Here is an 11938-nt window from a genome sequence, read left to right on the forward strand (position 1 = left end):
AGGCCTTGGCCGGCGCCGTTGGGGAATGGTGCCGGCCTTTTTTTCGCGCCGTCTTCCCTGCCGTCTTTCCCGCTGTCTTTCGAGTCAACAAGATGATCCAGATCCTCGTCGACACGCTGCTACGCTGCTCGGACCTGGCGCTGATCGCGCTGGGCCTGAGCATGGTGTATGGGCTGGTCAAATTTCCGAACATCGCCCACATGCAATACGCCATGGTGGGCGCGTACCTTACCTATGCGCTAAGCGCCGTGGCCCTGCCCTTGCCGCTGGCGCTGCTGGCCGCCAGCCTGCTGACCGGCGCCATGGCGCTGGCCTTCCACCTGCTGGTGTTCCGCCGCCTGCTGCGCGCGGGACCCGCCATCACCATGATCGGCTCGCTGGCGCTGTCCATGCTGCTGATTGCGTTCTGCCAGGGCATTGCCGGGTCGTTCCCGCGGATGTTCAACCTGCCCCTGTCCGAGCCGATCTGGCTGGGGGATGCCAGCGTTACGGTCACGCAAATAGCCGCGGTGTCGACCACCGCCGTGCTGCTGGCGGCCTTCACGCTGCTGTTGTTCTACACCCGCGCCGGCCGCGCCATGCGCGCACTGTCGTGCAACCCTGCGCTGGCCGACGCCAGCGGCTTGAACGCCTCGCGCATTACCTGCCAGGTGGCGTTTGCCAGCGGCGCGCTGGCCGGCCTGGGCGGTGGTTTGCTGGCCTTGTCCACGGGCGCGCACATCAACCTGGGCACCGACCTGCTGCTGCCCGTGTTCGCCGCCGCCATTCTGGGCGGCCTGGGCAACCCCTTGGGCGCGGTCGCGGGCGCGTTCCTGATTGCGTTCACCGAAACGCTGGTGACCAACCTGAACTTCGGCTGGCTCTACGCCAAGCCGGTGGCGTTCCTGCCCGTGGCTTACATCAGCGCGGCCTCGTTCCTGATCCTGCTGCTGGCCTTGCTGTTCAAGCCCTACGGCCTGTTTGACCGCGAGGTGCGCCGTGTTTGATTTCCTGATCTCTTCGTTAACCTTCGGCGCCATCTTCGCCTTGATGGCGCTGGGCCTGAACCTGCAGGCGGGCCTGGCCGGCCTGCTGAACTTTGGCCACATCGCGTTCGCGGGTATCGGGGCTTACGGCACCGGCATCGCCGTTCATGCGGGCTGGCATCCGGCGCTGGGCGCGGTGGCCGGCGTTGCCGTCGCCATGGCGCTGGGCTGGGGCATTGCGCGGCTGGGCAAGCAATTGGCGGCCGACTACTGGGGCATCGCCACGCTGGCCATTGCCGAGATCATCCGCACCATCGCCACCAACGAACTCTGGCTGACCAATGGCGCGCAGGGCATCAGCGGGATTCCCGCCGTGTTCGGCGGCATGGACGGCAAAAGCGGCGCGCTGGCCTTCCTGGGCCTCGTGCTGGTGTTGGCGGCAGCCGCCGCCGTGTTGCTGCGCAGGCTGGCCTACAGCCGCTTCGGCCGCGCCCTGCGTGTCATGCGCGAAGAACCGAAGCTGGCGGCCTGCATGGGCTACGACCTGATGTCCTTGAAGTCCCGCGCCGTCATGGCGGGCGCGGCGGTCACGGCGCTGGCGGGTTCGCTCTACGCGCACTACATGAGCTTTGTGGGCCCTGACTATCTGCTGGCGTCGGAAACCTTCCTGCTGTGGACCATGTTGATGATCGGCGGCATCGGCAATTTCTCCGGCGTGGTGCTGGGCGTGGTGCTGGTACAGACCGCCTACACGCTGGTGCCGTTCGCCAAGGATGCATTCGGCTTTGGCTCCGACATTGCCGGCGCGCTGCGTCTGGGCCTGATCGGATTCATTCTGCTGGGATGCCTGTTGTGGCGCAGCGAAGGGCTGCTGCCGGAAAAGATGAGGAAGATGCCATGACCACCCCTTATGCATTGCAGGTCGATTCGGTGGCGAAGGCGTTTGGCGGCAATCGCGTGCTGGAAAAAGTAGGCTTTGCCATCCGCCCCGGCGAAATCGTGGGCCTGCTAGGCCCCAACGGTTCGGGCAAGAGCACGTTGCTGAACACCATTACCGGTTTCGAATCCATCGACGCCGGCAGCGTCCAGTTCGAAGGCCGGCGCATTGATGCGCTCAGCGCACACCAGATCGTTCGCGCTGGCATCGCGCGCAGTTTTCAGTTGCCCTCGATGCCGCGCAAGATGTCGGTGGCCGAAGTGGCAATGGCCGCGTCGGTAGAGCACCACGGCGTCTGGGAAAGCCTGTTCGGCACGCGGGCGGCGCGGCAGGCGGAAGCCCGTGCGCGGGCGCGGGCCGACGCGCTGCTGGAGCAACTGTTGCTGACGCCGGTGCGCGATTTGTCCGCCGCCGCGATCTCGGGCGGACAGAAAAAGCTGCTGGGTATCGTCTGCGCGCTGATGGCGCATCCGCGCATGCTGATGCTGGATGAACCCACCGCGGGCGTGCATCCGAATCTGCGCAGCGACATCGTCGGTGCCTTGCAGCGCCTGAACCAGGCCGGCATGACGATCGTGATCGTCGAGCACGACATGCACTTCATCCGCGAGGTCTGCCACCGCTGCATCGTGCTGGACCGGGGCCACATCGTGGCCGACTGCCGGCCCGACGAGCTGGCCTCCAATGAGCGCGTGCTGGAAGCGTATCTGGGCGGCGCCGCCGCCAAGCCCGCCGCCGGCGCCAATGCCTCGCCCGTGTTGCGCATGGGGGTCGCGTGATGAGAGAAAAAATGATCGAAGTGGACAACGTCGTCGCCGGCTACACGCGCGACGTGGACATTCTGCGCGGCATGTCGCTATATGCCGGCAAGGCCGAAATCGTGACGCTGCTGGGGCCGAACGGCTGCGGCAAGTCGACCCTATTGAAAACCATCGCCGGGTATCTCAAACCGCGCGAAGGCCGCGTCATGCTGGGCGACAAGGACATCTCGCGCTTTCCGGTGCACGAGAAAATCCTGCGGCATGGCCTGGGCTTCGTGCCGCAGACCGAGAACGTCTTCACCGCGCTGTCGGTGCGGGAAAACCTGCTGGTGGGCGGCAATGCGCTGGACAAGGCGCAGTGCGCCGCGCGCGTGCGTACCTTGTGCGAACACTACCCCGTGCTGCAACGCAAGCTGGATGCCCCCGCCGCGTCCCTATCGGGCGGCGAACGACAGATTCTGGCGCTGGCGCGCGCGTTGATGCCGTCGCCTGGCCTGCTGTTGCTGGACGAACCCTCGGCCGGTCTGTCGCCCAAGACGCTGGGCGAAGTGTTCGAAGCCATCCAGCGCATCCGCGCCAAGGAAGACGTGACGATTCTGATGGTGGAGCAAAACGCCATGGAAGCGCTGCGGATATCCGACCGCGCGTATGTGCTGTCAATGGGCACCGTCGCCATCACGGGCGAGGCGCAGGCGCTGATGAATGACGAGCAGGTGCGCGAGCTGTATCTGGGCGGGCGCGCCGCGTAGGTGGGTTCCGTCTACACGTCTTGAAGGCCCGCCGCGCGCGGGCCTTCAGCCGTTCAGCCGTCCTGGCGCATGCGGTGCATGGCCACCAGGTTCTTCTTGGTTTCAAGGATGTGCGCTTCAACCAACTGCGCCGCCAACGCGCCGTCCTGCTGACGACAGGCTTCCAGGATGCGGTAATGGTCCGACTGCGGGCCTTCCTTACCGGTCGCCTGCGACATCATTTCGTGCGTGTAGCGGTCGGTATTCAAGCCGTATTCCTCAATCAGCCGACGCAAGCGCGTGTTGTTCGCGGGCGCGCACAAAGCCAGATGGAAGCGGCGGTTCAGTTCGGCCCATTCCGACACGGAATCGGCCTCGTCGTAGGCCTTGAGGATGGCCTCCAACGTATCCAGGTCAGCCCGCGCCATGTTGGGCACGGCCGCGCGCACGGCATAGCCTTCCAGCGCGATGCGGATGTCGAGCAGTTCGCAGATCTGGTCCACGTCCATGCGGATGACGACGGCGCCCCGGTTCAGGTGATACGCCACCAGGCCTTCGGTTTCCAGTTGGCGCAGCGCTTCGCGCACGGGAATGCGGCTGGCCTGGAAGCGCGTGGCCAGGGCGTCCTGCTTGAGCGGGGTGCCCGCGGGCAAGGCGCCCGTCAGGATTTCGTAACGCAACTGATCGCGGATGCGGTGCGGCAAGGCCTGGGCTTTACCGGACGTGCCCTTCGTTTTGGTCATGCTCATAACTATCGGGTATCTCTGGGCGAAGGACGGCGCCCTGCGGCAAACGTCAATGAAGGTTGTTCCAACAGCGGGCTCTCATCGTAGCCGAACGGACCGCTGGCGGGAACCGTGGCCCGGCCCGGGCCGGAAGCCGCCGTACTACCCCGCCCTGACCAACCTGATCTGCTAATTCGGGGCCATATGCGCCACCCGCATTCCAGCGAAGCACAGCACCACGGCCTGCGTCCTGACTGGTTTCAGGCGTACCTCCGATCAAACTGATCCGCTTTTTTATCCGGATTCTGAATCTGTACTACTTCGCGCCCCGGATCTACCGTTCAAAGCGTAGGACACCGCTTATCAGGAAGACCGCTATGCATGGCGACGCGCTATTGCTTGCCCGAATACAGTTCGGGTTCACCATTTCTTTTCACATCGTATTTCCCGCCATCACGATAGGCCTGGCCAGCTACCTGGCTGTACTTGAAGGCTTCTGGCTGCGCACGGGCAAGCCCGTCTATCGCGACCTTTACCACTTCTGGACCAAGATCTTTGCCGTGAACTTCGGCATGGGGGTCGTGTCCGGCCTGGTGATGGCGTACCAGTTCGGCACCAACTGGAGCTTTTTCTCGGACTTCGCGGGCAGTGTCACGGGGCCGCTGCTGGCCTACGAAGTGCTGACCGCCTTCTTCCTGGAAGCGGGCTTTCTGGGCGTGATGCTGTTCGGCTGGACGCGCGTGGGCCCGGGCTTGCACTTTTTCTCGACCATCATGGTGGCGCTGGGCACGCTGGTGTCGGCCACGTGGATCCTGGCGTCCAATAGTTGGATGCAGACGCCCGCCGGCTACGAAATCCTGGACGGGCGCGTCGTGCCCACCGACTGGCTCGCCGTGATCTTCAACCCATCGTTTCCGTACCGCCTGGCGCACATGGGCATCGCCGCATTCCTGGCGACCGCGTTGATGGTGGGCGCGTCCGGCGCCTGGCACCTGCTGCGCGGCGACCGCAGCCCCGCCGTGAAGAAGATGTTCGCCATGGCGATGGGCATGCTGTTGCTGGTGGCGCCACTGCAAGCCGTGGTGGGCGACTTTCATGGCTTGAACACGCTTAAGCATCAGCCCGCGAAGATCGCCGCCATTGAAGGCCATTGGCAAAATGAACCGGGCGCGGGCGTGCCGCTGACGCTCTTCGGCATCCCCGACATGGAGCGCGAAGAAACGCGCTTTGCGCTGAACGTCCCGCGCCTGGGCAGCCTGATCCTGACGCATAGCTGGGACGGCCAGTTTCCCGGTCTGAAGTCGTATCCGCCCGAAGATCGGCCCAACGCCACTGTGGTGTTCTGGTCGTTTCGCATCATGGCTGGGCTGGGCATGCTGATGATTCTGCTGGCCGGCTGGGCGCTATGGACGCGCTGGCGCGGACGGCTGTATGAATCGCGCGCGCTGCAACGCTTTGCGCTGTGGATGGGGCCATCGGGCATCGTCGCGATGCTGGCCGGATGGTACGTGACCGAAATCGGCCGCCAGCCGTGGATCGTCTACGGCGTGATGCGCACGGCCGACGCGGCCACACCGCATGGCGTCGGCGAACTGACGCTGACGCTGGCCTTGTTCGTGGCCGTGTACCTGCTGGTGTTCGGCGCCGGCGTGTCGTACATGCTGCGCCTGATCCGCATGGGTCCCAGCCCCGCCCCCGGCCACGCGCCGCTGTCGGGCGGCCCGGGCGAAGCGCGCCAACCCTCGCGCCCGCTGTCCGCCGCCTCCACGCTGGCCGGCATCGAAGCCGCGCCACGCAAGCCTTCGGGAGTCTGACGCCATGGGCATCGACCTTGCATTGATATGGGCCGTCATCATCCTGTTTGGCGTGATGATGTACGTGGTGATGGACGGCTTTGACCTGGGCATCGGCATCCTGTTTCCGCTGATCCGCGACCGCGATGAACGCGACGTCATGGTCAACACCGTGGCGCCCGTCTGGGACGGCAACGAAACCTGGCTGGTGCTGGGCGGCGCGGGCCTGATGGCGGCCTTTCCGCTGGCGTATTCCGTGATCCTCAGCGCGCTGCACCTGCCGCTGGTATTCATGCTGCTGGGCCTGGTGTTCCGTGGCGTGGCGTTCGAATTCCGCTTCAAGGCCGATGAACACCATCGTCGGTACTGGGACCTTGCCTTCGTGTTCGGCTCGGTCACGGCCACGTTCTTCCAGGGCGTGACGCTGGGCGCCTACATCGAAGGCATCGCCGTGGTGGGGCGCGCCTATCAGGGCGGTGCGTGGGACTGGGTCAGCCCGTTCTCGCTGTTCACCGGCCTGGGCCTGGTGGTGGGCTACGCCTTGCTGGGTTGCACCTGGCTCATCATGAAGACCGAAGGCCGGCTGCACCGCCACATGTGCAGCATCGCGCGGCCGCTCACGTTCGCGCTGCTGGCCGTGATCGCGGTGCTAAGCGTGTGGACGCCGCTGGCGCAGCCGCATATCGCGCAGCGCTGGTTCAGCCTGCCCAATATGTTCTGGTTCTTGCCTGTGCCGGTATTGGTGGCGGCCGCCGGCTTCGACCTGATCCGGCGCGTGCGCGGCACGCCCGCCGCCGGCCCATTCCTGCTGTCGCTGGCGCTGGTGTTCCTGGCCTACACCGGCTTGGGCATCAGCATCTGGCCCGCCATCATTCCGCCTGACATCTCAATCTGGACGGCGTCCGCGCCCCCGCAAAGCCAGGGCTTCGCCTTGGTCGGCGCGCTGCTGATCATTCCGATTATCCTGGCCTATACCGCCTGGTCGTACTACGTATTTCGCGGCAAGGTCCGCACCGGCGAGGAGTTTCATTGATGCCTGCCTTGATGACACCCCCTGACGCCGCCCGCCCGGCCCCTGCCTCGTGGCGCAGCCGCCTGCTGTGGCTGGCGCTGATCTGGGCCACCAGCGTCGCGGCGCTAGGCGTGGCGGCCTACGCGCTGCGGCTGCTGATGCGCGTCGTCGGCATGTCGACATGAGTCCGCCCGTGCTTGCCCCACCCTCTTCCCTTTGAATCGGAGCCACCATGAAGCGCTATGAAAGGCTGACGGAAGACATCACCGCGTCAATCAGTTCGGGCTTGCTGCAAGTGGGCGACCGTCTGCCCTCGGTACGGCAAACGAGCGCCAGCCGAGGCGTCAGCCCGTCCACGGTGTTCAAGGCCTATTACCTGCTGGAAGCGCGCGGCCTGATCCGCGCGCGCGACCGGTCCGGCTACTACGTGTTGCGCGCGCCGCAGGCCGCGCTGCCCGAGCTGGACGGCTTGTCCAGCGCCCCCGCCGGCCGACACCCGGTGGACGTCAGCGACAACGTGCTGCAAGTGCTTAACGCCACGCTGCGCCGCGACATGGTGCCGTTTGGCTCCGCCTTTCCCAGCCCGTCGCTGCTGCCCTACGCGCGGCTGGGCAAATTCATGGCGTCTGCCGCACAGCGGCTGGACCCCTGGGGTTCCATCGACGACCTCAGCCCCGGCGATGCGGCGCTGCGCCGCGCCATCGCGTTGCGCTACCTGGCCGATGGGCTGACGGTGCCCGTGGACGACATCATCATCACCAACGGCGCGCTGGACGCGCTGAACCTGAGCCTGGCGGCGGTGACCCAGCCCGGCGATGCGGTCATCGTGGAATCCCCCACGTTCTATGCCGCGCTGCAATCGCTGGAACGCAACCAGCTCCACGCCATCGAAGTGGCCACGCATCCGCGCGAAGGCATCGACCTGCAAGCGCTGGAAGACGCCATCACGCAGCACCGGCCGCGCGCCTGCTGGTTGATGACCACGTTCCAGAATCCGCTGGGCAGCCTGATGCCCGACAGAAAAAAGGAAGCGCTGGTCCGGCTGCTGACCCGGCATGGCGTCGCGCTGATTGAAGACGACGTCTACGGCGAACTGTACTTCGGCGAACAGCGGCCACGCCCGGCCAAGGCCTTCGACAAGGAAGGCATCGTGATGCACTGCTCGTCGTTTTCAAAGACACTGGCGCCCGGCTACCGCGTGGGCTGGGTGGCGGGCGGACGCTATACGCAGAAGATCATGCGCAACAAGCTCACCACCAGCCTGGCCACCGCCGCGCCCACGCAGGCCGCCATTGCCGCCTATCTGGAAAAGGGCGGCTACGACCGCCACCTGCGCCAGTTCCGCCAGGCACTGGCCGTGCAGCAAGGCGAACTGCTGCAAGCGGTAGCGCGCTACTTTCCCAAGGGCACGCGCGCCACGCGCCCGGCTGGCGGCTATTTCGTGTGGGTGGAATTGCCCGCGCACATCGACACGTTGAAGGTTCACCGCGCGGCGCTGGATCACGGCATCAGCATCGCACCGGGCCCGCTGTTTTCGTCGTCGGGCGCCTTCCGGAATTTCCTGCGCTTGAACCATGGGCACCCCTGGAACGCCGATATGGAACAAGGCATGGCGACACTGGGCAAGCTGCTGGCGGGCGGTTAGGGGTGAGCGATCAGGGTTAGCGTGCCGCCTCGACCTCGCGCAGCAAGGATGCCGCGTCCGGTCTCAGGGGCAAGGCCAGATTGCCCTGGCGGTCGATGGCGCCCCATTGGCCGCCCGTCATGTAGCTGTGCTCACCGTCCGGCGTGACCGCCTTGCGGCAGCCCTTGCACACCACGGCCAGCCCGCCGCTGTAGCGGTCGACCCATTCGTAAGGGGTGGCCAGCACGCGCTTGAGCTGCGTGTCGTAATAGGCCATGCCGCCCGACCACGGCCCGCGCGTCAGGCCGTCTTCGAAGTCATCCGCGAAATTATCGTAGGTGACGACCGCCGCTGCCTTGCCGTCGGCGCGCACCCAATGCCAGGAGCCATGCGTGAATACCGGCGACAAGCCATCCGCGTTGAACGCCATGCGATGCAAGGCGTCAGGCGCGAACACGACCGTGTCGCCCTCGACGCGCGCGCAATGCAGGTTGGTTTCCAACATGCCGTCGGCCTGCTTGGCGGCGTACAGGCATTGCAGGTCATGGGATGGGGATGAATTCGCGGCAAGGGCGGCTGCTGGCAGCGCCGCCAGCAGCGTCAACAACAAGGTCTTCAGCATGCCGGAAATCCTAGCATGCGCGCCCTCTGCCATCAGGCGTGGCTTCACTCATGCCCTTGGCGGATGGGGCCGGTTCAGTCGGACCCAAGTTGCAGCTTGTTGGGCTGGCGCTTTTCGATGGACCACTTCAGCAGCGCGGCCGAGCGGTAGATGCCGTGCGCGAACTTGCCATAAGGCAGGGTCAGGAACAGCGCCATCACCACGCCCAGGTGGATGGCCAGCAGCAGCGCCATCGCGCTGCCATCGCGCCCGGCCAACAGCGCCAGGCCGGTGGCGCTGGTCAGGAGCAGCAGCACGATAAAGCCCCGGTCCATCGGTTTTTGCGCGGCATCGCCTTGCTGCGGGTGGCGCTTGATGTTCAACCACAGCAAGCCGGCTGGCCCGATCAGCAGGCCGATGCCGCCCACCGTGCCCAGCAGCACCGGCGCGCTGAAGAACGGATACGGCGCTTGCAGGCCCAGCAGATAGTGGTACAGCGTGGCCACGCAGGTGGCCGCGAAGCACAGCATGAAGCCGTAGAACGTGAAGTGATGAAAGCGCCGCCGCCACAAGGTGAAGGCGTCATCCGCGTTGTTGCAGCCCTTGCCGTGGCCGCCGTCCAGATAGCGCAGCCGCAGCGCGTCATGCGCGGCTTCGGCCACGGCCGCGCCAGAGGCCGCCCCCGGGCTGACGTTGCGCCAGAAGCGCGTGACGCCCACTGCCAAGGCCAGCATCGAGAAACCAAACACCACGCCAAACATCAGCGCCAGCGTGTTGTGCGGGAACACGGCATAGAAGTTGCCCGCCATGGGTTCGTGAAACAGGCCGCCCGCCATCAGCACGGCCAGCACCAGGAACAGCGCCAGGCCACCAGCGGTAGCCAGCGACAAGGCCAAGCCATTGCGCTTGTACAGCGTACCCAGCGCGGCGGGCCAGGCGTAGTCGGTGTAGGTCTGCACCCGCACCTTGGCCATGGCCTGCGGCACATTCACCGCGAATTCATGCGGCGGCGCGTACTGGCAGGCGTGCAGACAGGCGCCGCAGTTGTGGCACAGGTTGGCCAGGTAGTTCAGGTCGGCATTGCCGAATTCCAGCCGGCGCGTCATGGCCGGAAACACCGCGCAAAAGCCTTCGCAGTAGCGGCAGGCGTTGCATATCTGCATGACGCGCGCGACTTCGGTTTCGTCGTCGGTCAAGACCTCCGCTTGCGGTTTGGCGTTCTTGCCCAGCCAGCGCACGGGTTGTTCGGTCATGGCCGGGCCGGCGGACGGCTCGGCATGGGCGGTGGAAAACGACTGCGCCTCGCGGGCCAGGGCTTCAAGCTGCTTCATATCGTGCTCTTCGCAAGGGTCTGGGCGCGCGCGGCGGCAGCGGCCCGGGTGCCGGCAATACGGCCGAACGCCGTGCCGATGGACATGCCCACGCCCGCCGTATAGCCCTTGCCCAGCACGTTGCCGGCCATCATTTCGCCAGCCACGAACAGGTTGTCGCTGGGCACGTCGTTAAAGCGCACGGCGGCGGTGTCGTCCACCTTCAAGCCCAGATAGGTAAACGTAATGCCCGGGCGCAGGGCGTAGCCGTAGAACGGCGCGGTATCAATGGGCCGCGCCCAGTGCGTCTTGGCGGGCGCAATGCCTTCGGTGTGGCAGTCGTCCAGCGCGGTGTGGTCGAACGTGCCGACGCGGCAGGCGGCGTTGTAGTCGCGCAGGGTTTGTTCAAAGGTGGCGGGGTCCAGCCCCAGCTTGTCGGCCAGCTCGGGCTGCGTGTCGGCCTTCACGCCCGGAAACACGGGCGGCATGAAGCGGCCGATAGCCTTGGCGTCGATGATGGAATAGGCGATCTGACCCGGCTGCATCGCCGTCAGGCGGCCCCAGATGGCGTAGCGCTTGGGCCAGAAGTCTTCGCCTTCATCGTAGAAGCGCACCGCGTCACGGTTGACCACCACGCCCAGCGACACGCAGTCGATACGCGTACAGATGCCGCCGTCGTACAGCGGGGCGCGCGCGTCGATCGCCACGCAATGCGATTGCGATGGGTCGCCAATGCCGTCCGCGCCCGCGTCCAGCATGAACTTCAGCAGCACGCCCATATTGAAGCGCGTGCCACGAATCAGGAAGTTATCGGCCGGCCACTCACCGCGTTCGTTCTGGCCCCAGGCTTCACGCAGCCACTCGCGGTTGGACTCAAAACCGCCCGCGGCCAGCACACAGGCGCGGGCCTCGATGCGTTCGTCGCCGATGCGCGCGGCCTTGAAACGGCCGTCTTCCAGTTCCAGCGCATCCACGGGTGCGTTGTAGCGGATCTGCACGCCCAGCGCTTCGGCGCTGCGGTAATAGGCATTCACCAGCGCCTTGCCGCCGCCCATGAAAAAGGCGTTGGTGCGCGCCACATGCAACGCGCCTGACAGCGGCGGCTGGAAGTTCACGCCATGGCGGCGCATCCAGTCCCGACAGGTGGAAGATTCGCGGATGACCAGCCGCGCCAGGTGTTCGTTGGTCTGCCCGCCCGTAACCTTCAACAGGTCTTGCCAGTATTCCTCTTCGGGATAGGCGTCGGTCAGCACGTCCTGCGGGGCGTCGTGCATGCAGCGCAGATTGCGCGTGTGCTGCGAATTGCCGCCACGCCATTCACGCGGCGCGGCCTCCAGCAGCAACACGCTTGCGCCGGCCTCGCGCGCCATCAGGGCCGCGCACAGCGCCGCGTTGCCCCCGCCCACCACCAAGACATCCACCATGCCATTGCCCCCCAACATCAAGGGGACGACTCTACCTGGCGGATGGGGCGCGCGATAT

General features: G+C 65.8%; 12 protein-coding genes. 8 read left to right on the plus strand and 4 right to left on the minus strand.

The window, feature by feature from the left end; genetic code table 11:
- Window positions 1-92: 92 nt before the first annotated feature.
- The 4 genes from ELS24_RS26490 to ELS24_RS26505 are packed head-to-tail and all read left to right on the plus strand — an operon-like array spanning window position 93 to window position 3412.
- Window positions 93-986 (plus strand): branched-chain amino acid ABC transporter permease, encoded by an 894-nt coding sequence (locus ELS24_RS26490; protein ID WP_127185814.1) that lies wholly within the window; start codon window positions 93-95, stop codon window positions 984-986.
- The gene (locus ELS24_RS26495; protein ID WP_127185815.1) at window positions 979-1866 is read left to right on the plus strand and encodes a branched-chain amino acid ABC transporter permease; all 888 of its coding nucleotides are present in this window, start codon (window positions 979-981) and stop codon (window positions 1864-1866) included. The genes ELS24_RS26490 and ELS24_RS26495 overlap by 8 nt, the downstream gene beginning before the upstream one ends.
- Window positions 1863-2681, plus strand: coding sequence for an ABC transporter ATP-binding protein (locus ELS24_RS26500; protein WP_127185816.1), 819 nt, complete (start codon window positions 1863-1865; stop codon window positions 2679-2681). Before ELS24_RS26495 ends, ELS24_RS26500 begins: the two co-directional genes overlap by 4 nt.
- 11 nt (window positions 2682-2692) lie before the next feature.
- Window positions 2693-3412, plus strand: coding sequence for an ABC transporter ATP-binding protein (locus tag ELS24_RS26505; RefSeq protein ID WP_127185817.1), 720 nt, complete (start codon window positions 2693-2695; stop codon window positions 3410-3412).
- Window positions 3413-3465: 53 nt separating this feature from the next.
- On the opposite strand, the gene ELS24_RS26510 is transcribed toward ELS24_RS26505, so the two are convergent.
- Complete coding sequence (locus ELS24_RS26510) at window positions 3466-4134, minus strand: GntR family transcriptional regulator (protein ID WP_240669392.1); 669 nt, start codon at window positions 4132-4134, stop codon at window positions 3466-3468.
- Between the two features lie 359 nt (window positions 4135-4493).
- Here ELS24_RS26510 and ELS24_RS26515 point away from each other — a divergent pair, with 359 nt between their 5' ends.
- Genes ELS24_RS26515 through ELS24_RS26530 form a run of 4 tightly spaced genes read left to right on the plus strand, consistent with a single transcriptional unit; the run spans window position 4494 to window position 8566 of the window.
- A complete protein-coding gene (locus ELS24_RS26515; protein WP_050449433.1) occupies window positions 4494-5930 on the plus strand; it encodes a cytochrome ubiquinol oxidase subunit I in 1437 nt (478 codons plus the stop codon).
- A gap of 4 nt (window positions 5931-5934) precedes the next feature.
- The gene (gene cydB / locus ELS24_RS26520; protein WP_127185819.1) at window positions 5935-6942 is read left to right on the plus strand and encodes a cytochrome d ubiquinol oxidase subunit II; all 1008 of its coding nucleotides are present in this window, start codon (window positions 5935-5937) and stop codon (window positions 6940-6942) included.
- Window positions 6942-7106 (plus strand): DUF2474 domain-containing protein, encoded by a 165-nt coding sequence (locus ELS24_RS26525; RefSeq protein ID WP_198158223.1) that lies wholly within the window; start codon window positions 6942-6944, stop codon window positions 7104-7106. The genes cydB and ELS24_RS26525 overlap by 1 nt, the downstream gene beginning before the upstream one ends.
- A gap of 47 nt (window positions 7107-7153) precedes the next feature.
- Window positions 7154-8566 carry a PLP-dependent aminotransferase family protein gene (locus ELS24_RS26530; RefSeq protein ID WP_127185820.1) on the plus strand — a complete coding sequence of 471 codons (1413 nt, stop codon included), beginning with the start codon at window positions 7154-7156 and terminating at the stop codon, window positions 8564-8566.
- Window positions 8567-8582: 16 nt separating this feature from the next.
- Here the strand turns inward: ELS24_RS26530 and ELS24_RS26535 are convergent, their stop codons facing one another.
- The 3 genes from ELS24_RS26535 to tcuA form a co-directional block, all read right to left on the minus strand.
- Window positions 8583-9167, minus strand: coding sequence for a hypothetical protein (locus ELS24_RS26535; RefSeq protein WP_127185821.1), 585 nt, complete (start codon window positions 9165-9167; stop codon window positions 8583-8585).
- A 74-nt stretch (window positions 9168-9241) separates the two neighbouring features.
- A complete protein-coding gene (gene tcuB / locus ELS24_RS26540) occupies window positions 9242-10477 on the minus strand; it encodes a tricarballylate utilization 4Fe-4S protein TcuB (RefSeq protein WP_127185822.1) in 1236 nt (411 codons plus the stop codon).
- Window positions 10474-11880 carry an FAD-dependent tricarballylate dehydrogenase TcuA gene (gene tcuA / locus ELS24_RS26545; protein ID WP_127185823.1) on the minus strand — a complete coding sequence of 469 codons (1407 nt, stop codon included), beginning with the start codon at window positions 11878-11880 and terminating at the stop codon, window positions 10474-10476. Before tcuA ends, tcuB begins: the two co-directional genes overlap by 4 nt.
- Between the last annotated feature and the right edge of the window lie 58 nt (window positions 11881-11938).

The sequence above is a fragment of the Achromobacter spanius genome (genome assembly GCF_003994415.1).
Classification (GTDB): domain Bacteria; phylum Pseudomonadota; class Gammaproteobacteria; order Burkholderiales; family Burkholderiaceae_B; genus Achromobacter; species Achromobacter spanius_C.